This window comes from Flavobacterium tegetincola DSM 22377 (genome assembly GCF_000425485.1).
GTDB lineage: Bacteria > Bacteroidota > Bacteroidia > Flavobacteriales > Flavobacteriaceae > Flavobacterium > Flavobacterium tegetincola.
In genome coordinates, this window is record NZ_AUDN01000008.1 from 92,118 (window position 1) to 117,357 (window position 25,240).

Genomic DNA, 25,240 nt, shown 5'->3' on the forward strand with positions numbered 1-25,240 from the left:
TTCTTTTTTTTCTTCGTAGCGACCAAAAGCTTTTCGTATTCAACTCAATGACTAATAAAACCGGATATAATTTTATTATACGAAAAATGGTTTAGGTCATTGGAAGTAATTCCAAGACCTAAACCTTATTCTTAAAACTTAGTAAAACTTATTTAAGTTCAACTACAGCTCCAGCTTCTTCTAATGATTTTTTAAGACCTTCAGCCTCATCTTTAGTAACTCCTTCTTTAATGTTAGCAGGAGCGCTATCTACTAAATCTTTAGCTTCTTTAAGACCTAAACCAGTTAATTCTTTAACCGCTTTTACAACAGCTAATTTAGAAGCACCAGCTTCTTTAAGAACAACTGTAAATTCTGATTGCTCTTCAGCAGCAGCAGCATCTCCACCACCTGAAACCATAACAGCTGCAGCAGCAGGCTCGATACCGTACTCGTCTTTTAATATTGTTGCTAAATCGTTAACTTCTTTAACTGTTAAGTTAACCAATTGTTCTGCGAATTGTTTCAAATCTGCCATTTTTTCTATCGTTTAAAATGATTTGTAAAATATAATTTATTTATTGTGCGCGTTATTCTGAAACCTCTTCGTCTTTGAATTGGTTTAAAAGAGCTGAAATAACTCTTTGTGCAGGAGATTGAAGCAATCCAATGATCTCTCCAATAACTTCCTCTTTCGATTTAAGTGAAGCTAATGAATCTAACAATTCATCTCCAATATAAATCTCAGAGTTAATATAAGCTCCTTTTAAAACTGGTTTTTTTGATTTCTTACGAAACTCCTTCATAATTTTTGCTGGAGCATTCGCCACATCAGAAAAGAAAATAGCACTATTTCCTTTTAATGTTTCTGGCAATTCACCATAATTATTTTCTGAAGCTTCCATTGCTTTTACAAGCAATGTATTCTTAACTACTGCTAATCTAATGTCTGCTTTAAAACAAGCTCTTCTTAAATTTGATGTAGCATCTGCATTTAATCCAGAAATATCTGCAACATACACTATGTTTGTACCAGCTAACTGTGCAGTTAAATCTTCAATCGCGATTGATTTTTCTTCTCTAGTCATCCTAAAAATTTTTAACTACCAATTATACAGCTTTAGGATCTAAAGCTATAGCAGGACTCATCGTAGATGAGATGTGGATACTTTTAACGTAAGTACCTTTCGCTGCAGTTGGTTTCATTTTGATTAATGTTTGAATAATTTCGTGAGCATTGTCTATAATCATGTCAGATGTGAAAGAAACTCTTCCAATTCCAGCATGAACAATACCTGTTTTATCAACTTTAAAGTCGATTTTACCTGCTTTTACTTCAGTAACTGCTTTCGCAACATCCATAGTAACAGTACCTGTTTTTGGGTTAGGCATTAAACCACGTGGTCCTAAAATACGACCTAATGGACCTAATTTACCCATTACAGCTGGCATTGTGATGATCACATCAACATCTGTCCAACCGTCTTTAATTTTTTGTAAGTAATCATCTAAACCTACGTAGTCAGCCCCAGCAGCTTTAGCTTCCGCTTCTTTGTCTGGAGTAACCAATGCAAGAACTCTTACGTCCTTACCTGTACCGTGAGGTAGAGTAACTACACCTCTAACCATTTGATTTGCTTTTCTTGGATCTACACCCAATTTCACAGCAATATCTACTGATTCATCAAATTTTGCACTCGCAACATCCTTAAGCAATGCCGCAGCATCTTTCAAAGAGTAAAGCTTGTTTTTTTCGATTTTCGAAGCAGCTTCTTTTTGTTTTTTTGTCAATTTTGCCATTGTCTTTTCTTAATTAGAAGGAGCGTCTCCCGTTACAGTTATACCCATAGATCTAGCTGTACCAGCAATCATACTCATTGCAGCTTCCAATGTGAAAGCGTTCAAATCTACCATTTTGTCTTCAGCGATTGCCTGAATCTGTGCTTGAGTTACTTTCGCAACTTTCTTACGATTCGGCTCACCAGAACCTGATTTCAATTTGGCTGCTTCTAATAATTGAACAGCAGCAGGTGGTGTTTTTACAACAAAGTCAAACGACTTGTCTTTATACACTGTAATCTGCACTGGACAAATTTTGCCGGCTTTATCTTGTGTTCTCGCATTAAATTGCTTACAGAACTCCATGATATTAACACCAGCAGCACCTAGAGCAGGTCCAACCGGTGGCGATGGATTCGCTGCACCTCCCTTAACTTGTAGTTTAACTACTTTACTAATCTCTTTAGCCATTGTTTTGAATTTAACACCTCTATCATGGAAGTGATAGAGGCGGTTTATTATATGTGTAACAAATATTATACTTTTTCAACTTGCATAAAACTCAATTCTAATGGTGTTTTTCTTCCGAAAATCTTAACCATTACTTCAAGTTTACGCTTTTCTTCATTGATTTTTTCAACTGTACCGTTAAATCCGTTGAAAGGTCCATCAACAACCTTAATTGTCTCACCAACATTGAAAGGAATTGTGTGTGTATCTGTTTTCACAGCCAACTCATCCACTTTACCTAACATTCTATTTACCTCAGATATTCTTAAAGGAACTGGATCTCCGTTCTTCACTTCGCCCAAAAATCCAATTACACCTGTTATAGATTTAATAATGTGCGGTATTTCACCTGTAAGATTTGCTTCAACCATTACATAACCCGGGAAATAAACACGGTCTTTGATGATCTTTTTTCCCTCACGCATCTGCACTACTTTCTCCGTAGGCACCAATACTTGAGAAATATAATCCTCCATTCCTAATCTACTAATCTCCGTCTCAATATATGCTTTGACTTTATTTTCTTGTCCACTTACAGCTCTAACAACATACCACTTCTTCACATTACTATCCGTCATCTTTATGCTTTTATCCAATTAAAAAAAATGGTCAATGCCTCTGCGAAAAATTCATCAACACCCCAAGTTGCTAACGAAAATAATATTGAAAAAACAGCAACTACAATTGTTAGACGTTGCACTTCAGCCCATTCAGGCCAAGTCACATTCAGTCTTAATTCCTCAAATGCTTCCGATATATAAGTACCAACTTTTGACATTATAATTTGTTTTATTGCACGGGCGGAGGGATTCGAACCCCCATCAACGGTTTTGGAGACCGCTATTCTACCCTTGAACTACGCCCGTAATTAAAGCCAGTGATTTCTTTATGGAAAACCAACTGGCTTTGGTATATTTATGAAATAATTATGCTAGAATTTCAGTAACCTGACCTGCACCTACAGTTCTACCACCTTCACGGATAGCGAAACGCAAACCTACGCTCATTGCGATTGGGCTTAACAAAGATACATTGATAGTTAAGTTGTCTCCTGGCATTACCATCTCTACTCCTTCTGGAAGAGTAATAACTCCTGTTACATCAGTAGTACGTGCGTAAAACTGTGGACGGTAGTTATTATGGAATGGTGTATGACGACCACCTTCTTCTTTTTTCAAGATGTAAACCTCTGCTTTAAAGTTAGCGTGTGGCTTTACAGATCCTGGCTTAACAATTACCATTCCTCTTTTGATATCTTCTTTAGCAACACCTCTTAACAAGATACCTGCATTATCTCCAGCCTCACCTCTATCAAGGATCTGACGGAACATTTCAATACCAGTAATAGTAGATGTCAATTTCTCAGCACCCATACCGATGATCTCAACTGGATCTCCAGTATTACAAATTCCAGTTTCGATACGACCTGTAGCAACAGTTCCACGACCTGTAATTGTAAATACATCTTCGATTGGCATCAAGAATGGTTTAGCTGTGTCTCTTTCTGGCTCTTCGATCCAAACGTCAACCGCTTCCATCAAAGCAATAACAGTATCAACCCATTTTTGCTCACCATTCAAAGCTCCTAAAGCAGAACCTTGGATAACTGGACCATTATCACCATCGTATTTGTAGAAAGAAAGTAAATCTCTGATTTCCATTTCTACTAATTCAAGTAATTCCTCATCATCAACCATATCCACTTTGTTCATGAATACAACGATTCTAGGAATACCTACTTGGCGACCTAAAAGGATGTGCTCACGTGTTTGTGGCATTGGTCCATCAGTAGAAGCTACTACCAAGATAGCACCATCCATTTGAGCAGCACCAGTAACCATGTTCTTCACGTAATCCGCGTGACCTGGACAGTCAACGTGTGCATAGTGACGGTTAGCCGTCTCATACTCTACGTGAGATGTGTTAATAGTAATACCTCTTTCTTTTTCTTCTGGAGCATTATCAATCTGGTCGAAAGATTTAGCTGCATTTTTAGAAAAACCTGCTTCAGTTAATACTTTAGAAATTGCTGCAGTTAATGTTGTTTTTCCGTGATCTACGTGTCCAATTGTACCTATATTTAAGTGCGGTTTGGAACGGTCAAAATTCTCCTTTGCCATGTTACTTAATTTTTAATCTTAGTTATTATTAGTGTTCAAATTCTATATTAGTGGAGCCAATGACGGGAATTGAACCCGTGACCTCTTCCTTACCAAGGAAGCACTCTACCCCTGAGCTACACCGGCGGTAAAGTTTTCGCTCATGATTTTTAAATTAAAAATCTTAAAACTCTTTTTATTGTGGGGAGAGCAGGATTCGAACCTGCGAAGTTTACACAGCAGATTTACAGTCTGCCCTCGTTGGCCGCTTGAGTATCTCCCCCTTTTTAAATTACAATAATTTAAAGAACAAATTCCAAATCGCATTTGGAATAATCTAGAGCCGGCGGAGGGACTCGAACCCACGACCTGCTGATTACAAATCAGCTGCTCTAGCCAACTGAGCTACGCTGGCAATTATAAAAAAAAGCCCGCTATTTCTAACGGACTGCAAATGTATATCTTTTTGTTTTTTAAACAAAACATTTGTATCTTTTTTTTTATTAAATATGCGTTCGTAATTTTTCTTTTCTCTTTACTAACAATCTTTCCAACGATTCCGAGGCAGTTTCCACGGCTTCTTCAAACGTTTTACACTGCTTCTTTACCATAAAATCATCACCAGGTACGTTTACCTTAATTTCGACAATCTTATTTTCTTTATCGCTTGTGTTTTCAACTTTCAAGTAAATATCAGCATCCACTACCTTGTCGTAATATTTCTCTAATTTATTCATTCGCTCTTGAATGAAATCTACTAACTTTCCATCTACTGTAAAATTCACCGCATTAACATTTACCTTCATAATTATTCGGTTATTTGATTAAACATTATTTTTTCTCCTTGGATGAGCTGCCGCATGCGTTTTTTTTAACTCGGCAAGACTATTATGAGTATACACCTGTGTGGACGCTAAAGTAGCATGTCCCAACAAATCCTTTACTGAATTTATATCCGCTCCATTATTTAAAAGATGCGTAGCAAAAGAATGTCTTAAAATATGAGGACTTCTTTTTACCTTCTCACTAACACCACTAAAGTAGCCATTTACTAATCGATAAACAAGTGAAATATTTAATTTATTTCCTGATTTTGTAAGAAATAAAAACTCCGAATCTTGAATAACTTCTAAATCAGCGCGTTCCTCCAAATACAATTTAATTTGCTTGGAAATTTCGGGTAATATAGGCAAAATACGCTCTTTATTTCTCTTCCCTACCACCTTTAAAGTATGCGCATGAAAATCAATGTAAGATATTTTTAATTCTATCAATTCTGCTCTACGTATTCCTGAAGCATAAAACAAATCAATGACGAGTTTATTACGAATACCTTCAAAATCATATCCAAAAGACCCTTGCATTAAAACTGATTGAACCTCTTTTTCCGAAAATGGTATTTGAATTTTCTTACCCGTTTTCAAACTTTTAAATTTAACCAAAGGACTGACTTCAATCTGTTTTGATTTTAAAAGAAATTTATAAAATGCTTTTAGTGACGCAATTTTCCTATTGACTGAAACGGGATTTAAACCATTATCCATTAAAAAAACAATCCAACTTCGAATTTGACTGTAATTAATTTCCGACAAATTATCCTGATCAAAATGATCAGCAATAAATTCGGCAAAATCCAATAAATCCTTTTCGTACGCACTTACCGTATGAACTGAATACTTCTTCTCATGCAGTACATATTCCTTAAATGCTATTTGATTTTTATCCATAAAAAAAACCGTTAGTATCAAAGGTATTAAACTTTGACTACTAACGGTACTTATTTTAAAAAAGCTTAGAAATTAGTTTTCTAAATTGTCCTTCATATTTTGAATGTAGGCCGCTTTTTGGATTTTGATTCTGTTTACAACAGAAGGTTTGTGAAAAGCTTGACGTGAACGCAACTGACGAACAGTTCCTGTTTTATCAAATTTTCTCTTATAGCGCTTTAATGCTCTATCGATATTTTCTCCGTCTTTAATTGGTATAATTAACATAATATAGACACCCCCTTTCTTTAGTTTGCAAAAGTAAACAAAAATATGACTTCTAAGCTATGAATTACGACTTAATTTGAAAAGAATTTTAGCACAACTGAAACAACCTCACAAGAGAATATAAACTTTTGAATGAAAACTTCTTTACCACACAAAATAGTATAATAACTCTTATTTACACTGCCACTTACTTTTTAACAAATACAACTATGCAAAATCTCTAAAAAACACAACATTTACCAACTAACTTCTACTGAAAAAGAAAATTGAACTTTAATAAATAATTAATGTATAGTATAACGAATAATTATAACAAAAAAGCCAAGAAACAATTTCTTGCATCTTGGCTCTTTCTATTTCAATTATTCGATAAAATTACTTAACCGCTGGCTTATAATTTTGATTATCAATTATCATTTTTGATAAAATCTCTTTCAAAATTTCAGAAGTTCCGCCACCAATTGGACCTAAACGACTGTCTCTTAACAAACGTGCCATTGGATATTCTTCCATATAACCGTATCCACCAAGCATTTGCAAACAACTATAAATAGTTTCATCCGCTACTTTTGTAGATTTTAATTTAGCCATCGTAGCTTCCTTAACCACATATTCTTTCTTATTTAAACGTGCAACTGCTGCATAATTAAATATTTTACAGTGTTCCACATCAGTTGCATGTTCCACAATTGTGTGTCTTAATGCTTGAAACTTATCAATTGTCGTTCCGAATGCTTCACGTTTAGACATATAGTCAATTGCATATTCAATTGCATATTCCGCTCTTGCATGTGCATTAATTGCCATGATTAAACGCTCTAAAGCAAAATGCTGCATGATGTAGGGAAATCCTTTACCTTCTTCACCCATTAAATTTTCAGCAGGAATTTCAACATTATCAAAAGCAATTTCTGCTGTATCAGACGCTCTCCAACCTAATTTATCTAATTTAGTTGCTGTAATTCCTTTCAATCCAGTATCCATTAAAAAGATACTGATACCTTTATTTCCTTGTTCTGGACTGGTTTTAGCAGCAACAATATAGTAATCTGCATAAATACCATTCGTAATAAAAGTTTTTGAACCGTTGATGATGTATTTATCTCCTTGTTTTACAGCAGTTGTTCGCATTCCTGCCACATCACTTCCTCCAAAAGGCTCCGAAATACATAATCCACCAACTTTATCTCCTAAAATACTTGGAGCTAAATAGTCTTGTTTGATTCGCTCATCACCTTCAGCATTTAAATGCGTCATAGCTAAATAAGAATGAGCCCACATCGCAGCTGCAAAACCTGACGAGTTAATTTTTTGTAATTCCTCTAGGAATACTACAGTGTAAAATAAATCAAGGTTCATTCCACCATACGCTTCAGGATAATTTATTCCAAAAAACCCCATTTCGCCAAATTTTTTCCAGATAAAGCGTTCTATTGTACCTGTTTTCTCCCATTTTTCAATGTGTGGTACAACTTCTTTCTGTAAGAAATCTTGGAAACTCTTTCGAAACGATTCATGTTCCTCTGTAAAAAATGTAGAATTCATAGATATGCCAATTTTTTTTTGTTCTATTTTAGAATTCCAAATATAAGGCAATTACACTAACTTTTTCGATAGATATTCCCTTAATTTTTGTTAAATCCTCAACATCCTTAATTTTTACGTTCATGGAGCGGTAAATTATGATCTCACGAGCAGTTGAATAATTGAAAAAAGGAAAAGCCGACAACTCCTTCAATGAAGCTGTATTGATGTTTATTTTTTTCATATCCTTAAAATCCACTACTTTAAAATATTGATTTAGATAATCAATCACTTCAGGCGATAATCCCCAGATAAATTGCATTTGTTCCATTGTGGCAAATGCGCCAAATTTATCACGCTCCTTAAGAATCCGTGCAGAAATGGCTTCACCAATACCTCTAATTTTAATTAAATCTTCCGCAGTAGCATGGTTGATGTCTTTAACAACAATTACTTCTTTTTCTTTCTTAGGAAACGGAGTATATTTTGACGCATACTCTTTTTTATTATTTACCCAATCTGGAAATTTAAAATAAACAGCCATTTCTCTCAATAAAGAATCAGAAACCTTTGTGACATCTTGAAATTCCTTAGCTGAATTGACATATTTATTTCCTTTTCTAAAAGCAAACAAACGGTCAAGCTGTTCCGTAGTCATTCCATATTTATACCCTTTATAATCGGTTATGAAATTGGGATTGTACGGGTATATTTTTGACTTATATTCTACTGTCAGTGCTTTCTGAGAATCAATTTTTACCTGAAAAGCCAACCATTCTTTTTGCTCTGCAGAAGTTTCTGGACGTGTTTTTGCAGGAAGGAATTGATACGCAATTTGCATACCAACAATCACGGTAAACAGCAGTAACAAGCCCACCCTTTGCGAAGGCGTGAATCTTTGAAAAAAATATGTTGACTCTCTTTTCATATTTACAAATCAAATACAGAACTCCGTTTTGCACGGATCAAATCCTTTAACTTTAGCCAAAACGCCAAGGTCAAATACACCCCAAACCAAAGTCCGGCTGTCACGAACGAAATATAGATGAAAAACAACCTCACGCTACTCGCTCGCATTCCCAAACGATCTGCCAAACGGGAAGCGGCGTTAAATCCATGTTGTTCAAAAAAGTATTTCAATTGTAGGACTAATGACATAGCGAATAATTTTTATACAAATTTAAGTATTTTTAGACTCTTTAGTCGCGTTAAGCAAATGAATTCCAATACCACAAGACAAACATTTTTTTAAATTGCAGTATTCATTCTTAAGTTGCAGTAGTGCTTGCGAATCGTATGCATTTTTTGCTGCAATTCCGATACTTTTAAATTTGTCCATCACCGCATTTTTTTCCGGCTGAATTTCCAGCATTAACGTCATTAACCGTTCTTGAACTTCTTCTTCGCGGCTTTTGTAGTACGCAAATTGCAGCGGAATAATTGTATTGATCATCACCAACTCAATAAATTTAGACGATAATTTTTTAAAGTGTTTGGGACTGATTTTGTCAAAGGTATAATGGGTTTGCCAATACGCTGAAACAGCAACATCAAATATTCTCGTTACCTCTTTCATCGATTTCACTTGAATACAATCTGAAAAGAGTTGGTGGTTTTTAGCAAAAACAGCAGCCAATTGTGACAAGCGAATATTTGGAAAATTATCAGGTCGCAATTTAAAAAACTGTAACGGCACTGTTCTTTTAAAATCCAATTGGTATTTTAAAACCATATACCCAAAACGGTTTTGTAGTTCCTTATAATACACATCTTCCTTCTCGGCATCAAGTAGACCACAGAATCCAAGAAAAAGTGCTTCCAAATTTAATGCATCCGAAGCTTCTTTTCGAATAATAGAAAAAGGAATGTTCTGAGCTAAATCCATGAATGCCATTCCATTAGAATTCAAGCCGAAGTTTCTAGCTAATAAGCAAAACAAGACGGCCTCCCAGTCCTTATTCAATTTTAAGAATAGTTCATCGATCGGTTTCTGTTTTCGCTCTAATCGCTCTATAAAAAGACGTTCTTTCCAATTTGAGTACACAAAATCATCCACTTCCAGTATTTGATTTTCACAAAAAATCCATGATTTAGGTGCAGTTAAAATTTCAAAATTTGTGATAAAATCAGTAGACACATAATCTTTTAAAATCAAGACAGGAATCTCGATATTATTTTTCCTAAATATATCGACGTCGTGTTCCCACACCACATGGAGAATTACATTTTCGTACGCTGCATCTTTTTCATGATGGTGCAAGTACCAATCGGAAGATTTAAGGTGCAGTTCAATATTTCCAGCCCATTTTTGACCAGAAATTGTAATCAATCCATTGAAAAAATCTGGACCTGCATTCTCTAAATAACTCCCTACATTTTCAATAGTCAAAGTTTCGCCCGTAGAAGTTTGAAGCGAATTGATGTCGAATTTCTTGAATCTCCAGATATAATGTAGAAAATCTTCTTTCATGTCTTTGGGTTTGAATTGAACAAAACGGCATATAATAAAGAGAAAGATTTATTAAAAGTACAAAATTATTCGACATCCAAAACTTATATTTGTGAATCAACAATAACTATTATGAAAATTATAATTACGCTGCTAAGCTTTCTCCTGTTTATAACTGCAAACGCACAGAAGAAATCGAATGCAGTACAAGTGACGTATGAAAAATCATCGAATGGAATTGTGCTTGAAAATCAAGATCCAATTGTCATTTATACAGACAAAAACCAAACTATAGTTACATCGCTGAAAATTATTGAAAAACAAGCTACATTTCCTTTCGAAACGTATTATTTAGCGAGAGCCGACAATCGCTGGTATCAAACAGCACAATTGAAAATCAATAAAACCATTTCCACAGTTGACAGTAGTTCAATTTCAAGTCAAAAATTGACATTGACTAATGAAACTAAGAAAATTCTAGGCTATATCTGTAAAAAAGCAACTACATCCATCAATTCAAATTCAATTGACATTTGGTACACAGAAGCTTTAGATTTAAAAGGCGCACCATCAAGTTTGGGACAAAACTTAGGATTGGTTTTGGAAGTTACTAGAAACGGGAATTATAGCATTGTAGCTACAAAACTGCAGAAACTGAAACTTGTTCCCACAAATTTGGTTCCCAATTTAAAATTAATAAACACCACCGATGTCCTGTCTTACCGGGATGAATTATGGCAATCTAGATTTAGAACCCTTGCTATCTTTGAAAATGAAGTCATTAATTTTTCGGACCAAAGCGTTTCTAACGATAGCATATTCAGGTATGCCGCAGGAACTTTGATTATCAAAAAAATCAAGGTTGGCAAAATCGCCAACGGTAGTCAAGTTTTTATCGATTTAAAAGAACAATCCAATGGAGATGCTTATGATCGGACAGGATCAGTTTTTATAATTCCAACGGACACCAAAATTTCATTTGTTGACGCGTTAAAAAGTGATAAATCCGTTTTGCCTATTTATGACAACGGAAATGGCAAACAGTACCAAGGCGTTGTAAAAACGGATGATTATTCTCCTGTTGTAGAATTGATGCGGTTCTTTACACCCTTTGGCGTACATCATTTTAATTATTTAAAAATGAAAAACAAGGATTGGGAAGAATCTTCCTTTTACCGTCAAGATATTAGCGACCTTTCCGCTCTCTTTAGTGATCAAGAGCTAACTATTGGCGTTTTTATAGGTAATTATGATCAAGGTGGACATAAAGTAAGTTTAAACTTGACTATACACGAAGAAAAAGAAGTGAAAGCTAGAACTAAAAAAGTCATTACATTATTCAATACACTAAACATCATGGAAATGGCGGGTCAAGAATACGCAACAATGTTTAATTCCGATAAAGGATTAGAAGTACAATTTACCTTGACCGACGATCTACTAAATGCAAGATTAAGATATATTACAACAGGCCATGGAGGATGGGGAAATGGAGATGAATTTGTCCCAAAGAAAAACACCATTTTTCTAAATTCTAAAGAAGCTTTTTCATTTACACCATGGAAAACCGACTGTGGTTCTTACCGAAATTACAATCCTGCGTCTGGGAACTTTGAAAATGGACTGTCCTCTTCTGATTACAGTCGTTCCAATTGGTGTCCGGGAACCACTACTAATCCGCTGTTTATTGATTTAGGGGATTTGAAAGCAGGAACACATACAATGACAATTAAAATTCCTCAAGGCGAGAATGAAGGCAACAGCTTCAGTTCTTGGAATGTTTCTGGCGTATTAGTAGGCGAATGACAATACTATTTGCACGATCGAATTAAAATCTGCATAAATAAAAAGGACAACTATATACATTTTCATGAATATACGTTGTCCTCTTTAAATAGCAATGATTCAGTTAGCCTGAATTATTACTTATAATATTTCGATACTTATTTTATTGTACTAATAATATCAAATTTTGTAATAATATGATATTTCCCATCTTCTAATGCCACTAAAACCGCATCGTTATCAGCAGTCATTAATGCAGAAATTTCCGAAATAGATGCGTTTTCTTTTACAATTGGAAATGGTTTACCCATAAATTCACGCACAGGCTTGTCGGCAATATTTTTACAAACAGCATATGCTTTAAACAAATCGTTTTCGCTAATACTTCCTACAAATCCTGTAGTATCAATTACAGGAAGATGTGAAATTTTGTATTTATTAAAACGGCCGATAGCATGAGAAACCAGTTCTTCCGTACGAACAATAACTAAAGGTTTGTGCGCATAATTTTTGATCACGTCAGCTGCTGTTTCAATATTTTCATCTAGAAAACCTTGTTGACGCATCCAATCGTCATTGAACATTTTCCCAACGTAACGGCTCCCACTGTCGTGAAATAAAACTACTACAACATCTTCTGGTTTAAAATGATCTTTTAATTGGTGCAATCCTTTAACGCATGAACCAGCAGAATTACCAACGAAAATCCCTTCTTCTTTAGCGATTCTTCGGGTGTAAACGGCAGCATCTTTATCAGTAACTTTTGTAAATCCGTCAATTAATGAAAAATCAACATTTACAGGTAAAATATCTTCTCCGATACCTTCGGTGATGTAAGAGTAAATTTCATTTTCGTCAAAAACGCCTGTTTCGTGGTATTTTTTAAATACAGAACCGTAGGTATCGATTCCCCAAATTTTAATGTTTGGATTCTTTTCTTTCAAATATTTTGCAACACCTGAAATCGTTCCGCCTGTTCCCACTCCTACCACAAAATGTGTAATTTTACCGTCGGTTTGCTCCCAAATTTCCGGACCTGTTTGCTCATAATGCGCTGTCGCATTAGATGGATTATCGTACTGGTTAACGTACCAAGAGTTTGGAATTTCTGTACTCAATCTTTTTGAAACTGAATAGTAAGATCGTGGATCTGTAGGCTCAACGTCTGTTGGACACACGATCACTTCTGCACCAACGGCACGAAGTATATCCATTTTTTCTTTAGATTGTTTATCCGAAATTACAAAGACACATTTGTATCCTTTTACAATTGCTGCTAAAGCAAGTCCCATACCGGTATTTCCAGAAGTTCCTTCAATTATAGTTCCTCCCGGTTGCAAACGTCCGTCTGCTTCGGCATCTTCAACCATTTTTAAAGCCATTCTATCCTTCGTGGAATTACCTGGATTTAAATGCTCCAACTTTGCTAGAACCAATGCATCAATTCCTTCAGTTACTTTATTCAATTTTACAAGCGGCGTGTTTCCGATTGTTTCGAGTATATTTTTTGCGTATTTCATTATAATTGGGTTGGTGTTGCAAGTGAATTTTTTGCAACAATTAAAATCGAGTACAAAGGTATTGATAAAAAAGAGATTACAAAAGTGCTATGGAAACCAAACTAACCCCGATTGCAGTGGATCCCGATTTTTATCGGGAGAAGCGGAAAGCGGGATTATGGCTGCCTGATTAGCCTACTGATTCGTTCCAAATGCTTATTGAAAGAAGTTCCACACAATTCCGAAACGTACAATAAAATCGCGATAAGGATAACTTGGCGCGCTGTAAAAATCATTTCCGGTAAAAGCAGAGTTAAAATGTTCTGCTTTGAGATAGATTCGTGTTTGACTGATCTTAGCATTTATGAAGAAATCAAACATTGGAAAATCGCCAATTTGTTTTTGATTTTGAACATAAAAATCACCTACTATAGGATTGTAATCATTTGCATAAAATTTGGAAAAATAATTAAATGTAAATCCTGTCTGTAAGAAAAGTGCTCTTTTAAAAATATGATCTGAATAATAGAATGTGTTTCGCGCAGTCAACTTTGGTACGTTAATGATGTCCTGACTCTGTTCGACTTGCTGGTACAAAAAGGTATTGTCCAATGCGAACTTTCCGTACTTAAACTCTCTACTAAGCTTCAAAGAAAAATATTTTATTGTACCTGAAAATTGTTCTGGAGAAAGAATGATTTGATTGTTTACCGAACTAGAATTGACAAAGTATAATTTATCTTCTAAACTACTGATTTGGGCTGAAGCATTGATCCACTTGGTATTTAGAACAGCTTCTAAATTGGTAATTTTCTCATTATTAAAATTATTGGACCAGTTGTATCCTTTGTAACTACTTTGGTATAAATTATAAACGTGATCAGGAATTTTTGAAATATTTTGCAGCTTAAAACCGATAGCATTTTGCTCATTGATTTTATAGTTGGCATTGACATCTAAATTTCTCATTGCCTGATCTGAAATGGAATTGGAAAAAATTGCTTTCCCACTCCAACGGCCTTTTTGGTAGGTATAGCTTCCTCCAATTGCATTGATTCGGTCGTCGAGTTTACTTGCAATTACCGAATTATCTGCACGAACGATAAGCGTTCTGTAAAAATAATTATAATTAAAATCTTCAATAAAAAATTGAAATTTACCTAAAAGTAGATTTTCATAAGTCGCCCCTACTTTATTATACATTCTATTATAACGAGTTTTATCATTGATTGTAGTAGATGCGTACGAATCACCGTATCTATTAAAAGTAACATTTGATCCGGTGTCTGGATCAATAATTGTTGATGCTATCGTTGCTTGTGTAAATTCGTAAAATTTATTCTCGAAATTAAATTCATGGTCTATATACAGATTATTTGTTCCGACGGTTTTATTAATACGGAATTGCTGATCTATAAAATAGCGTTTACCATCCAATAGCGAAGTTGCATCTTCATTGAAAACAGAAAGTCGAGCACGCTCGCTATACGCTGCGTCATCACCTTCAAAATTGGACGAATTGACAATACCTCCGTTTTCACCATTTGAAATATCTTGCGCCGTAAAATGCGCCTTAATTTCGTACCTACGATTCGTAGTATGATAATTGGTGGTAAATCTAAAATTACCTGTGCTTGAGAGTTGATTGACATATTTGCCAACAGAATTTAATCCTTTATACGCTAGAGAAAAATTAAAATTTTCCGACGTATTTACAGTAATAAAAGCATCTAAAGATTGACCTTGCTCCATAACAGTTTTAAAATAAAGCTCTGTTAAAGGCGTGGGTACAGAATAGTACTTGATGTCATCTGCTTGCAAAAAGTTAAAATGTTTGCCCTGAAAACCAATTGATGGAAATCCTTGAAACTGGTTTAAGCCAAAATCTAACGTTTGGTACGGCTGACCTTCGTTTGCAAAAGGCAAAAGACCAAAATTATCCTTTCGTAGATAATTAAAAATGTACTCTTTTTGAATCGTTAAAGAGGTATCAATAAAAGTGGTGTCATTTTCTACAGAAATTACTTTATAGAAATCTATCGGAGCGCGCTTAAATTTCCCGGATGTAGATTTTGTTTCTTTTATAGAGTCATTAAATTGAGGCACTTCATTATTCATAGAAGTGGTTTTTGTACCACCGCTATTGAGCAACTGTTTTTTTTGCGCAATTGCAAAACAAGAAAACAACAACACCACAATCAGAAAAAAATGTTTCAACATTATTTAATTAAATTTAAACAAAGGTAACTTTTTTTTGACAAAAAGGTAAAAAAAAACCTGCTCCAAAAGGAGCAGGTTTAATGAAAACTTAAACAAATTATAGTTTAGTGTATTTTGTAATGGCTAGACCAAAGTAACCAGCACCAACTCTAACTTGATATTGCATATCAACTGTTTTTTCACAAGCTGAAAAAGTACCAACACCTCTGTCAATCCATCCCACACCGTAAGTTCCGATGCTTTGAGCTAATACATTTTCTAGGTATGGTGGAAACGCTAACACAAAATTAGCTGGATCAGAATCATCAAAGAAAACTCTAGTTTGAGAAGTTGGACTGAAACCCCATACATTTGACATGATGATTTCATTAGCTGCAACACCTGCAGTAAATGTAGAAGAGTAAGATCCCTCACCCACTTCATCAACATTCCATTCCCCTAAGAAATCAGCTCTTACAAATTCACAGAATTTGAAGATTTTTAAAGTGTATTTTAGTGGCGAAATCGTAGCGTCATCTACAGACTCTAGTTTCAATACTAAATTTTTACTTACACCGTCTTCTAAAGCTTCATAATTATTTTTTATAATAATCTCGCCATTATATGCACCAGCAGGTATAACTAATGTACTAGTAACAATTTCATACAAGTCAGGAGACGCTGTAGTAGAAGGGTCAACACTAATAACAATTGCTCGATCCGCATTCGTTGCATTAGCAACATTTACCACAACTGTAGTCGTAGTAGTAGCATCTTTAGCAGGTAAAGCACCATTTTCTTTAGCAAATGCAGCTAAGGAATTTGAACCACTTTCATTCCAAATAACCTGATCTTCATCACAACTAGCTAAAGTTGCGATAAGAACGGCTACAATCGAAAATTTTAAAAGAAATTTTTTCATGATTTTAATCGTTTATTTATTATTAATTAATAGTTCCGTAACCTGGGTTTTGCTGTGGAGCAATTGCAGGGTTTGCACCAATTTCAGAAGATGGAATCGGCATAACAAAACGGTAGTCAGATGAAGACAATGTACATGCTCCGTTCACAGCACAATCAGCTGGATCTCTGATAATGTCTACACCCGCTTTAGGTCCAACACGACGTAAGTCGATGTAACGGTGTCCTTCAAAAGCCAATTCAACTCTTCTTTGTTTCAAAATTTCAGCCCAAGCAGCTTGCTGCGTAGCAGGAATTCCAATTGTTGGCGTGTTAGCTGCACTAAAACGTTGTGCAACTACTGCTTGAAGATCTGCAGCAACTCCTTCGAAATCACTGGCATTTGCTTTCGCTTCAGCTCTAATGAAATACATTTCAGAAGTTCTAAATACTTTAATATCGTTAATTCTTAAACCACCTGATCCTGGATATTTTCCAACTGGAAAAACAGTAGCATTTGCAGAAGCGTCAACAATTACAGAACGTCTTACATCAACTGTAGATAAAAGAGCTCTTAAATCGGTAGAAACTTCAAAGAATGGAGATCCTGTAACTGTAGCATTTACTGACGCCCAATTAGCTCCAACAATCTCATCGTCAGCAACTCTGTCCCATTTGAAGATAACTTCATCTGTAGCAGGAGCTGCAACTGGTAAATCTCTCCAAATGTTTGGATACTGTGCTCTATTCGTCAATGGATACTGAGCGATCAATTCTGTTGCTAATGCAGCAGCAGTAGTATAATCTTCTCTGTACAATGCCATACGCGCTTTTAAAGCTTTAACGAAATCATTAGAGATAAAGAAACGATCTGCGTTTCCAGCATTTGTAGTCAAATCAGAAACTTTAGCTAAATCAGAATTGATTAAGGCAAAAATTTCAGCATTTGTATTACGTGGTAAACTTTGATTTGTTAAAGGAATAAAATCTAAAAGGATAACTCCTAAAGCATTATCATCAGTAATATCTGCAGAAAAGTACGTTAACAATTTAAAGTGAGCATAAGCTCTCAAGATGTGCGCTTGCGCTATAATATTCTTGTACTGAGCTTCTTCACTAGTTTCAGGAACAACATTTTTTGCACCTTCGATTACACGAGTTGCAAAGTTAATCATTGAATAATACTGACCCCATAGTGCTACAGCGTAACCTGATCCTGTATTTAATCTGAAACTATATTCAGCATCATTAATTAAACCTTGACCACCATTAGCAAGACCAATTCTAACTTCATCAGTAAAAATAGATGCGAATGCAATTTCAGTGTTTTCGCCACCAACGCCGTAAACACCATTGATACCCTTCTCTAAATCATCTACTGTTTGAAATGCAACTTCAGGATACAATTCACCTGGCTGCACAATATCAATAGCATCCTCACATGAAAAAATCAATGTGGATATAAATGCTAATAAAACTACTTTATAATTTTTCATATTTTTTATTTTATTAAAATTCAACTGTTAAACCAACAGAAATAATTTTTGGCGTAGGATATTGGTACTGATCATTTCCACGTGGGCTTTCAGCATCCCAACCTGTCCATTTAGACCAAGTAACTAAATTTTCTGCTTGAACAAAACCTTTTACAGATTTCAAGAATGTATTCTCTAACATTTTCTTAGGCACATCATATCCAAAACTTACGTAACGCATTCTGATGTAAGAAGCATCTTTCAAGTTACGATCTGATTCTGCATCAAAACTAAGGTTAGTTGCATTTAATGAAGGCTGATCAGTAATTCTGTTGTCAGGAGTCCAAGCTCTCAAAATATCATTAGAAACATTGAAGATTCCAATATTTTCTCTATCTCTTGTACCAGATAAATCGTAATCAAGTCTGTAAATGTCTGCTACGTAAGAAAACTGAGAACTTAAGAAAAATCCTTTATAATCTGCGTTAAGACCAAAACCACCTTGCCATACTGGCTGTGAAGATTTTCCTGTAAAAACTCTATCTGTAGTATCAGGAGTTTCAGTAGTATTACCGTCTTTATCCAAGAACAATAAGTTACCATTTGCAGGGTTCACACCAGCGTAACGGATCAAGTAGAACTCATTAAGTACATGGTCTTCAGCTGTTGCAGTCAAACCATTGTCAATTAATCCACTTTCGTTACTTACTGTATTTACTCTATTTTCGTTAAATGCTCCGTTGAAAGTAGCTGAGATGTTTAATCCGCTATTACTTTTAAGAATGTCATACGTAAGTAATGCTTCCACACCTTCATTCGTCATCGTTCCAAAATTTGAAGTAAGAACAGAAGTTGCGTTGATGAAAGAAATAGGCACATCTAAGAATAAATCAGTTGTTCTTTTTCTGTAGACATCAAATGTACCTCTCAAACGACTGTTAAACAATTCATAATCAACACCAATATTAGCTTGCGTAACTGTTTCCCATTTTAATTCTGGTGCTGCTAATTGAGCGATCACAGTAGAAGGATTTCCTTGGTATCCAGCTCCAATAGCATACAATTCTCTTGTACGGTTAAGTGCTCCGTAAGTAGAGTTAACAATATCATTGTTACCATTTGTACCGTAAGAAGCTCTTAATTTCAATGCATCAAAAACAGAACCTTCCATGAAGCTTTCGCGATCAATGTTCCATCTTCCTGCTACAGAGAAAAATGTACCCCATCTGTTAGACAAAGCAAAACGAGAAGAAGCATCTCTACGAACAGTAGCTTCAACACCATACTTTGAATCAAAATCATAATCTGCTGTTGCAAAATATGAAAACAAACCTGTAGAAGCTTTTGAAGAACCAACAGTTGGAACGAAGAAATCGTTATCTGGGTTATCTAAAATATAACCTCCTCCATAACCTGGACCAGATACTTTTCCATCTAAACCATTTTGTGTATAACTGATTGATTTAAAGTTTGCTTTAAAATACTCTGTATAAGCTGCAACGTTTATAGTGTGTTTATCTGCAAAAGTTTTGTTGTAATTCAATCTTGTTGTTGTACTAATAGCAATATCTTGTTGGAACAACTCAGATTGGAAACCTAAGTATCCATTTTGATCTAAGAAAAGCAAAGAGTTAAAAGCAGTTGGAGCTTGGTACACTTGCGAATTCTGTTGTGTATAATCAATACCCAAGTTACTACCGAAAGTCAAATTCTTAGTTAATTTATAACTACCGTCAAAAGAAGCTAATGCTTTTAATTCGTCGATTCTATTAGAGAATGTTTTCATTTTGTCAATTAACATCAAAGGAGTTAACAACAAAGTTCCATCATTTGCATAATCCGACTGAAGTGTAAGCGAATCTGTATAATCACTTGGACTAATATAAGGAGCTGCATTGTTAGCACCTAATACAAAGTTTTGATTAATTCCACCCGTTCCTAAACTTGTAGCTTCATTTCTTCTTGAGAAGTTGATCGATACGTTAGTACTGTAATTGAAACGATCATCATTACTTTTTCCAGAAAGATTTGAACGAAAGTTAAATCTCTTCAAATCTGTATTTTTCAAGATACCTTCTTGATCAAGAAAACCAAAAGGTGTAAAAGAAGAAAGATTTTTACTTCCAGAACTTAAACTTAAAGTTTGATTCTGAGAGATACCTGTTCTAAAGAAATAATCAGTCCAGTCAGTACTAGGACTTGCAGCAATTTCTGCATCAGTCATAGGACCTCCAGCAGCACCACCAACTGCCCCACGACCTTGACCGTAAGAACGCTCTAAAGTCAACAATTGCTGTGCATTCATCATGTTATACTTGTTATCTTGTAACGAAGTAAAACTTGTAGTAGAATTGAATTTAATTTTCAATCCTGAATCAAATCCACCTTTTTTAGTACGAACTAAAATTACTCCATTCGCACCTCTATTACCGTAGATAGCAGTTGCACCAGCATCTTTCAATACAGATACCGACTCGATATCATCTGGATTTAAACTTCTAAAGTTATCAGAGTTCAACGGAATTCCGTCAATAACGTATAATGGCTCAACTTTACCGTTGATAGAACCTACACCTCTAATAATCACCGTACTGTTTCCTCCAGGTTGTCCAGTACCAGTTGTAATATTCAAACCAGCCACTTGACCTTGTAATGTTTGAATAAAAGAAGCATTTGGACGCGCCTCGATTGTAGCAGCACTTACTGTTTGAGAAGACACGTTTGAAGTTTTTCTAGTTTTAGTTACATCGTAACCTTGAACTACAACAGCATCTAGCATTTGTGCGTCATCATCTTCTAATTGAATTGAAACAGTAGTTGAAGCTCCAACTGTTACAGTTTGGCTTTTAAATCCTAAGTAAGAGAAAACTAGTTTTTCACCAGTTGCCGCTTTGATAGAATAACTACCGTTAAAATCGGTTTGTACACCTCTAGTTGTTCCTTGCACCAAGACGTTCACACCAGGGATTGCCATTGCGTCTGTTTTTGACACAACTTTTCCCGTGATTGTTTTTTCTTGAGCAAACGAAAACTGAATAAAAAACGCTAAAGCTAGCGTAAGAATCCAAGTAAACTTTGATTTCATATTTAATAATTTGAGTTAGTTAAGTCGCAAAACTATTAATTTATTTCTAAATAACAAAGTATTAACAGTTAATTAAAATGCTTTTAATAGTATTATGCATGATAAAACGACCTTTTGTTGCAAAAAAAATCCTGCGATTGTACAAACGCAGGATTTTTTGAAATGAATCTTACGTTAGTTTTACTGCTTTACGAACTTACTTGAAGTTTGATTTGAACCTTGATTCACATTAATAATATACATTCCAGACACAAGCGAGCTTACATCTAAACTTAAAGCATTAACAATATCCGATGCCGTAACTTTACGCTGCAGCATGCTTCTACCTTGTAAATCATAGATAGCAACAAAGGCGTCTTCTGTTTGATTTGACCCATCAAAAGATACATTTAATACATTATTTGCTGGATTTGGCCACACTGTAAAACCTTTTGCCAATACTTCATCCTTAACAGCTAATGTATTTTGAATTCCAGTTACAATCAGTGAATAATTTTGAACACCTGTTGATAACGTCCCTTTATGCGTTACTGTAATGGTATAATTTCCAACAGAAGTAGGACTATCAACCTCAACCTTCTCTATATTATCTACCGTATTATCTCCTTTAAATGCTGGATCAAATCCTAATTCATCCAATTTCCACGGAAATGTAGTTGCGCCATCTTTTGTAATTCTGATGTCTAAATCATTTACTAAAACTGGAGTAGACAAATCTACCACAGAATTATTTGCCGTTCCACCTTTATCCGTCCATGCAATTGTAGCAATTAGCTTCTCTGTACCCAAAGCTTTAACTTGCTTTGTATAACTGCCTCCATTGGCTAAAGTCAATTCAGAAATGATCGCATTACTCACTTTCGCATTGGTGATTGTTTGCGCCATTTTCTCTGCATTGATCAATCCCCATCCAAATCTAGCATCCGGCCCGTCAAAGGATCCTGCTTCGTCAGCAGTGTGTGACATCAATCCTTTTAAAGTTGCCGCATTCATAAATTCCTCATCGTACAGCATACTATAGTGTTGTTGCACTAATAATAATGTACCTGTAACACCAGGACTAGACATTGAAGTACCATTACTTGATGCATAACTTGTATCACTATCATTTGAAGTAGACAATACATTTACACCTTTTGTAGCAATATCCGGTTTTACTCTACGATCATCTGAAGGCCCATAACTACTAAAGCTAGACATTACCACACTAGAAGGACCGGTATAATTAGAAACTTGATTTGTTGCAGCCACAACAATTGCATTTTTTGAAGTTGCCATTGAAGTTACCAAATCATAACCTCCTTTTGAAGGATTGTAAATTTGATTTCCATCATTACGATTGTTTCCTGCTGAAACGACTGCTTGATATTTTGGCGCATTAAACATGATGTCATCAATTTGTCTCGATTTTGTAACGTAGGCTCCATACAGATACGTTGCAAATCCTGGCGCACTCGCATCTAATCCGTAAGAATGATTGGAAAGCAACATTCCTGCTTGAGCAGTAAGAACCATTTCTGCGGTATCATTATTCCAATCGCTGTACCAAACAGTTGATTGATACGCCACACCACGTCCTGAATTACTACTTGAGCTAGCTCCAGAACTATTTATTGTACCAGCAACGTGAGTCGGGTGAAAAGCCACTGCCATTGTACTGTTATCAAAATTAAAAGTTCTAGTACCATAATCATTATGAGAGGCACGAATTTTTCCTCCATCCCAAACTCCAGCAAACATACCTTGACCTGCTAAATTCAAACCTAACGTTCCTCCTGGCTGTAATCTATCAGCACGAGAAGTTATAGCTAGCCCATTGTTAGTTGTAGTATTATACATGGGCTGATCTTGCGGTGTAACCCCAATTAATTGCGAAAATCCACCATCAGGTTTATTAATCTCTAACGGCCAATTATTTAATTTTGCAAGCTCTAAAGCTCTTGCGTAGTTTGTATTGTGTTCATTTTGAAACTCAACTCTAAGTTCTTCCAACTTACGTAAATCGTATTTCTCGGTTATTTTCGCTCGTTGCGCAGGACTTTGAGCGCTTGCGTCAACATTAGCTAAAAGGATTCCACTTAAAATTAGTAGTGAAGTGAATGTAATTTTCATAACATGTATCTTAATTAATAATTATTCTTTAATATTGTGGTGGTTTAATAGTATGTATGGTAAATAAAGTTTTGCGAATATAATTTTTTTTATTCGTAATCATTCAACATTAACATTATATACGCAATAAAATTACCTTTGGTTTCACTCTTGTCTAACTTTTCTGGATTATCAATGGAAGCTGGCGCGGACGAAGCAGGCCGAGGTTGCTTAGCCGGCCCAGTAACGGCTGCAGTGGTAGTTTTGGAAAATTCGTTCCAAAATATTACCTTAAATGATAGCAAAAAATTAAGCGAAAAATCAAGGGATTCACTTCGTCCAGTAATTGAAAGTCAAGCAATAACCTTTGCCGTCACTCATTTATTTCCTGATGAAATTGACGAAATAAATATTCTGAACGCTTCAATGAAAGCAATGCAAGAATCCGTCTTAAAGTTAAACAAAATTCCTTCCTATATTATAGTAGATGGAAATCGTGCATTATATGCAAAACTGGGACTAAAATCTCCAGTTGGAAAAATATTCACCGATAAAGAAATCGCATTTTTAAAGTCAATCCCAAACCAAAGCATCATTCAAGGCGACACTAAATACATGAGTATTGCCGCGGCTTCAATTTTAGCAAAAACTTACCGCGATGCATACATGAATAAAATACACGAAGAATTCCCAATGTACAATTGGAAAAAAAATAAAGGATACCCGACCAAAGAACACCGCGAAGCCATCAGAAAATACGGCCCCACAAAATACCACCGAATGTCGTTTAAGTTACTTCCGGACCAATTAGAATTGGATTTATAATTTTAAAGTTTCTGTCAAATTCAATTCTGCTTCAAACAATACTGCAAAATGGCTTAAGATTTTATGTTTAACCTCATCTTCGTCCACAGCCTTACCTAATTCAGCATGCATCGAAGCAACCGCTTTTCCACGAATACCACAAGGAATAATATTGTCAAAATAACCCAAATCAACATTTGCATTCAAAGCAAATCCGTGCATCGTAACCCATCGTGAAGCACGAACACCCATCGCGCAAATTTTTCTAGCAAACGGCGTTCCCACATCAAGCCAAACACCCGTCTCTCCTTCGCTTCGAGTTCCAATTATGCCGTATTCATTTAAGGTAAGAATTACGGCTTCTTCTAAAAACCGAAGATACTTGTGAATGTCGGTAAAAAAATTTTCTAAATCTAAAATCGGATAACCCACAATTTGTCCGGGACCGTGATACGTAATATCACCACCACGATTTATTTTATAAAAAGTTGCCCCTTTTGCTTCCAATTGTTTTTCGGAAAGCAACAAATTTTCAAACGCACCACTTTTCCCTAATGTATACACATGCGGATGCGTCACATAAAGAAAATAATTGGGCGTTTCAAGCTCCGTTTCCTCTCGCCTATTCTTTATTTTCAAATCTACAATTCCCTTAAAAATTTCTTCCTGGTATTCCCAAGTTGTTTTGTAGTCTTGAATTCCTAAATCAGCAAACTGGATGGTTTTATTCTGTTTCAAAATAGTATATTGAAATTAATTATTTGGGCGTTCCGTCAGTCCTGATGAAAAATCAGTCCTGTCGGCGGGCTATCCACTTCAATCTTTTGTTCCATTGCATTTCACAAAAGGATTTCTCGTTACTATCCCTAACGCGGGATTTTCAAGAATGCAGTTCCTACATTTTTCAAAACCCAAGCGACTGCAAATATACAAATAGATCCTCACCTATCCCCGACAGAACGGAAAATCCTCCCGAAGTCAGTGCGTCTTCTGATAGCTATCGGAAGAAGCACTGACTTCGGGAGATTTGGGATGATGGCGGGAACATGGATTACTGAAAAAGCCCGA

At 35.4% G+C, this 25,240-nt stretch carries 23 protein-coding genes and 4 tRNA genes; 2 read left to right on the forward strand and 25 right to left on the reverse strand.

All coding sequences use genetic code 11. From position 1 onward, the window contains the following. Nucleotides 1-148: 148 nt before the first annotated feature. The 18 genes from rplL to H602_RS0101985 all read right to left on the reverse strand — a co-directional run bounded on the left by rplL (nt 149) and on the right by H602_RS0101985 (nt 10,355). Nucleotides 149-517 (reverse strand): 50S ribosomal protein L7/L12, encoded by a 369-nt coding sequence (gene rplL, locus H602_RS0101900; RefSeq protein WP_026976497.1) that lies wholly within the window; start codon nt 515-517, stop codon nt 149-151. A gap of 52 nt (nt 518-569) precedes the next feature. Next, nucleotides 570-1,067 (reverse strand): 50S ribosomal protein L10, encoded by a 498-nt coding sequence (rplJ, locus tag H602_RS0101905; RefSeq protein ID WP_026976498.1) that lies wholly within the window; start codon nt 1,065-1,067, stop codon nt 570-572. A 22-nt stretch (nt 1,068-1,089) separates the two neighbouring features. Further along, nucleotides 1,090-1,779: a 50S ribosomal protein L1 gene (gene rplA, locus H602_RS0101910; protein WP_026976499.1), complete on the reverse strand. Its 690-nt coding sequence runs from the start codon at nt 1,777-1,779 to the stop codon at nt 1,090-1,092. Between the two features lie 9 nt (nt 1,780-1,788). After that, nucleotides 1,789-2,229, reverse strand: coding sequence for a 50S ribosomal protein L11 (gene rplK, locus H602_RS0101915; RefSeq protein WP_022826863.1), 441 nt, complete (start codon nt 2,227-2,229; stop codon nt 1,789-1,791). Nucleotides 2,230-2,294: 65 nt separating this feature from the next. Next, nucleotides 2,295-2,846 carry a transcription termination/antitermination protein NusG gene (nusG, locus tag H602_RS0101920; protein ID WP_026976500.1) on the reverse strand — a complete coding sequence of 184 codons (552 nt, stop codon included), beginning with the start codon at nt 2,844-2,846 and terminating at the stop codon, nt 2,295-2,297. Between the two features lie 2 nt (nt 2,847-2,848). Further along, nucleotides 2,849-3,046 (reverse strand): preprotein translocase subunit SecE, encoded by a 198-nt coding sequence (secE, locus tag H602_RS0101925; RefSeq protein ID WP_026976501.1) that lies wholly within the window; start codon nt 3,044-3,046, stop codon nt 2,849-2,851. A gap of 17 nt (nt 3,047-3,063) precedes the next feature. After that, a tRNA-Trp gene (locus H602_RS0101930) sits at nt 3,064-3,134 on the reverse strand. Between the two features lie 60 nt (nt 3,135-3,194). Further along, nucleotides 3,195-4,388 carry an elongation factor Tu gene (gene tuf / locus H602_RS0101935; protein ID WP_026976502.1) on the reverse strand — a complete coding sequence of 398 codons (1,194 nt, stop codon included), beginning with the start codon at nt 4,386-4,388 and terminating at the stop codon, nt 3,195-3,197. Between the two features lie 51 nt (nt 4,389-4,439). Beyond that, a tRNA-Thr gene (locus tag H602_RS0101940) sits at nt 4,440-4,514 on the reverse strand. Nucleotides 4,515-4,569: 55 nt separating this feature from the next. Beyond that, a tRNA-Tyr gene (locus tag H602_RS0101945) sits at nt 4,570-4,650 on the reverse strand. Between the two features lie 58 nt (nt 4,651-4,708). Next, a tRNA-Thr gene (locus tag H602_RS0101950) sits at nt 4,709-4,782 on the reverse strand. A gap of 88 nt (nt 4,783-4,870) precedes the next feature. Then, nucleotides 4,871-5,173 carry a ribosome hibernation-promoting factor, HPF/YfiA family gene (gene hpf, locus H602_RS0101955; protein WP_026976503.1) on the reverse strand — a complete coding sequence of 101 codons (303 nt, stop codon included), beginning with the start codon at nt 5,171-5,173 and terminating at the stop codon, nt 4,871-4,873. 18 nt (nt 5,174-5,191) lie between these two features. Next, entirely contained in the window at nt 5,192-6,094 is a 903-nt protein-coding gene (locus tag H602_RS0101960) for a tyrosine-type recombinase/integrase (RefSeq protein ID WP_026976504.1), read from the reverse strand. A 72-nt stretch (nt 6,095-6,166) separates the two neighbouring features. Further along, the gene (rpsU, locus tag H602_RS0101965; protein WP_022826857.1) at nt 6,167-6,361 is read right to left on the reverse strand and encodes a 30S ribosomal protein S21; all 195 of its coding nucleotides are present in this window, start codon (nt 6,359-6,361) and stop codon (nt 6,167-6,169) included. A gap of 375 nt (nt 6,362-6,736) precedes the next feature. Further along, nucleotides 6,737-7,906 (reverse strand): acyl-CoA dehydrogenase family protein, encoded by a 1,170-nt coding sequence (locus H602_RS0101970; RefSeq protein ID WP_026976505.1) that lies wholly within the window; start codon nt 7,904-7,906, stop codon nt 6,737-6,739. Between the two features lie 28 nt (nt 7,907-7,934). Next, nucleotides 7,935-8,813 carry a ComEA family DNA-binding protein gene (locus H602_RS0101975; RefSeq protein WP_026976506.1) on the reverse strand — a complete coding sequence of 293 codons (879 nt, stop codon included), beginning with the start codon at nt 8,811-8,813 and terminating at the stop codon, nt 7,935-7,937. A gap of 2 nt (nt 8,814-8,815) precedes the next feature. Beyond that, entirely contained in the window at nt 8,816-9,043 is a 228-nt protein-coding gene (locus tag H602_RS0101980; protein WP_026976507.1) for a hypothetical protein, read from the reverse strand. 22 nt (nt 9,044-9,065) lie between these two features. After that, nucleotides 9,066-10,355 carry a DUF2851 family protein gene (locus tag H602_RS0101985; RefSeq protein ID WP_026976508.1) on the reverse strand — a complete coding sequence of 430 codons (1,290 nt, stop codon included), beginning with the start codon at nt 10,353-10,355 and terminating at the stop codon, nt 9,066-9,068. A gap of 111 nt (nt 10,356-10,466) precedes the next feature. On the opposite strand from H602_RS0101985, the gene H602_RS0101990 reads away from it, so the two are divergent. Beyond that, nucleotides 10,467-12,140, forward strand: a complete 1,674-nt coding sequence (locus tag H602_RS0101990; RefSeq protein WP_026976509.1) for a GLPGLI family protein — start codon at nt 10,467-10,469, stop codon at nt 12,138-12,140. A gap of 137 nt (nt 12,141-12,277) precedes the next feature. On the opposite strand, the gene H602_RS0101995 is transcribed toward H602_RS0101990, so the two are convergent. The 6 genes from H602_RS0101995 to H602_RS18020 form a co-directional block, all read right to left on the reverse strand. Further along, complete coding sequence (locus H602_RS0101995; RefSeq protein WP_026976510.1) at nt 12,278-13,639, reverse strand: pyridoxal-phosphate dependent enzyme; 1,362 nt, start codon at nt 13,637-13,639, stop codon at nt 12,278-12,280. Nucleotides 13,640-13,834: 195 nt separating this feature from the next. Beyond that, nucleotides 13,835-15,838 carry a putative porin gene (locus H602_RS0102005; RefSeq protein ID WP_084404191.1) on the reverse strand — a complete coding sequence of 668 codons (2,004 nt, stop codon included), beginning with the start codon at nt 15,836-15,838 and terminating at the stop codon, nt 13,835-13,837. A 97-nt stretch (nt 15,839-15,935) separates the two neighbouring features. Continuing rightward, nucleotides 15,936-16,739 carry a hypothetical protein gene (locus tag H602_RS0102010; protein WP_026976512.1) on the reverse strand — a complete coding sequence of 268 codons (804 nt, stop codon included), beginning with the start codon at nt 16,737-16,739 and terminating at the stop codon, nt 15,936-15,938. A 22-nt stretch (nt 16,740-16,761) separates the two neighbouring features. Further along, the gene (locus H602_RS0102015) at nt 16,762-18,213 is read right to left on the reverse strand and encodes a RagB/SusD family nutrient uptake outer membrane protein (protein ID WP_026976513.1); all 1,452 of its coding nucleotides are present in this window, start codon (nt 18,211-18,213) and stop codon (nt 16,762-16,764) included. Between the two features lie 13 nt (nt 18,214-18,226). Then, nucleotides 18,227-21,277 carry a SusC/RagA family TonB-linked outer membrane protein gene (locus tag H602_RS0102020; RefSeq protein WP_026976514.1) on the reverse strand — a complete coding sequence of 1,017 codons (3,051 nt, stop codon included), beginning with the start codon at nt 21,275-21,277 and terminating at the stop codon, nt 18,227-18,229. A gap of 180 nt (nt 21,278-21,457) precedes the next feature. After that, nucleotides 21,458-23,389, reverse strand: coding sequence for a S8 family serine peptidase (locus H602_RS18020; RefSeq protein WP_051224116.1), 1,932 nt, complete (start codon nt 23,387-23,389; stop codon nt 21,458-21,460). Between the two features lie 174 nt (nt 23,390-23,563). Here H602_RS18020 and H602_RS0102030 point away from each other — a divergent pair, with 174 nt between their 5' ends. Continuing rightward, nucleotides 23,564-24,193 carry a ribonuclease HII gene (locus H602_RS0102030; RefSeq protein WP_035758725.1) on the forward strand — a complete coding sequence of 210 codons (630 nt, stop codon included), beginning with the start codon at nt 23,564-23,566 and terminating at the stop codon, nt 24,191-24,193. On the opposite strand, the gene lipB is transcribed toward H602_RS0102030, so the two are convergent. Then, on the reverse strand, nt 24,188-24,910 hold the full coding sequence (gene lipB, locus H602_RS0102035; protein WP_035758728.1) for a lipoyl(octanoyl) transferase LipB: 723 nt from the start codon (nt 24,908-24,910) through the stop codon (nt 24,188-24,190). The two genes, H602_RS0102030 and lipB, sit on opposite strands and share 6 nt — an antisense overlap. Nucleotides 24,911-25,240 lie beyond the last annotated feature (330 nt).

Bases quoted from the DNA above. Each gene is read 5' to 3' on its own strand.
- H602_RS0102015 (WP_026976513.1), bottom strand. From the start codon at position 18,213: ATGAAAAATTATAAAGTAGTTTTATTAGCATTTATATCCACATTGATT.
- rplL (WP_026976497.1), bottom strand. From the start codon at position 517: ATGGCAGATTTGAAACAATTCGCAGAACAATTGGTTAACTTAACAGTT.
- H602_RS0101960 (WP_026976504.1), bottom strand. From the start codon at position 6,094: ATGGATAAAAATCAAATAGCATTTAAGGAATATGTACTGCATGAGAAG.
- H602_RS0101995 (WP_026976510.1), bottom strand. From the start codon at position 13,639: ATGAAATACGCAAAAAATATACTCGAAACAATCGGAAACACGCCGCTT.
- secE (WP_026976501.1), bottom strand. From the start codon at position 3,046: ATGTCAAAAGTTGGTACTTATATATCGGAAGCATTTGAGGAATTAAGA.
- H602_RS0102005 (WP_084404191.1), bottom strand. From the start codon at position 15,838: ATGTTGAAACATTTTTTTCTGATTGTGGTGTTGTTGTTTTCTTGTTTT.
- hpf (WP_026976503.1), bottom strand. From the start codon at position 5,173: ATGAAGGTAAATGTTAATGCGGTGAATTTTACAGTAGATGGAAAGTTA.
- H602_RS0102010 (WP_026976512.1), bottom strand. From the start codon at position 16,739: ATGAAAAAATTTCTTTTAAAATTTTCGATTGTAGCCGTTCTTATCGCA.
- rplJ (WP_026976498.1), bottom strand. From the start codon at position 1,067: ATGACTAGAGAAGAAAAATCAATCGCGATTGAAGATTTAACTGCACAG.
- H602_RS0102020 (WP_026976514.1), bottom strand. From the start codon at position 21,277: ATGAAATCAAAGTTTACTTGGATTCTTACGCTAGCTTTAGCGTTTTTT.
- H602_RS0101975 (WP_026976506.1), bottom strand. From the start codon at position 8,813: ATGAAAAGAGAGTCAACATATTTTTTTCAAAGATTCACGCCTTCGCAA.
- rplA (WP_026976499.1), bottom strand. From the start codon at position 1,779: ATGGCAAAATTGACAAAAAAACAAAAAGAAGCTGCTTCGAAAATCGAA.
- H602_RS0102030 (WP_035758725.1), top strand. From the start codon at position 23,564: ATGGAAGCTGGCGCGGACGAAGCAGGCCGAGGTTGCTTAGCCGGCCCA.
- rplK (WP_022826863.1), bottom strand. From the start codon at position 2,229: ATGGCTAAAGAGATTAGTAAAGTAGTTAAACTACAAGTTAAGGGAGGT.
- H602_RS0101980 (WP_026976507.1), bottom strand. From the start codon at position 9,043: ATGTCATTAGTCCTACAATTGAAATACTTTTTTGAACAACATGGATTT.
- tuf (WP_026976502.1), bottom strand. From the start codon at position 4,388: ATGGCAAAGGAGAATTTTGACCGTTCCAAACCGCACTTAAATATAGGT.
- H602_RS0101985 (WP_026976508.1), bottom strand. From the start codon at position 10,355: ATGAAAGAAGATTTTCTACATTATATCTGGAGATTCAAGAAATTCGAC.
- H602_RS18020 (WP_051224116.1), bottom strand. From the start codon at position 23,389: ATGAAAATTACATTCACTTCACTACTAATTTTAAGTGGAATCCTTTTA.
- rpsU (WP_022826857.1), bottom strand. From the start codon at position 6,361: ATGTTAATTATACCAATTAAAGACGGAGAAAATATCGATAGAGCATTA.
- H602_RS0101970 (WP_026976505.1), bottom strand. From the start codon at position 7,906: ATGAATTCTACATTTTTTACAGAGGAACATGAATCGTTTCGAAAGAGT.
- H602_RS0101990 (WP_026976509.1), top strand. From the start codon at position 10,467: ATGAAAATTATAATTACGCTGCTAAGCTTTCTCCTGTTTATAACTGCA.
- nusG (WP_026976500.1), bottom strand. From the start codon at position 2,846: ATGACGGATAGTAATGTGAAGAAGTGGTATGTTGTTAGAGCTGTAAGT.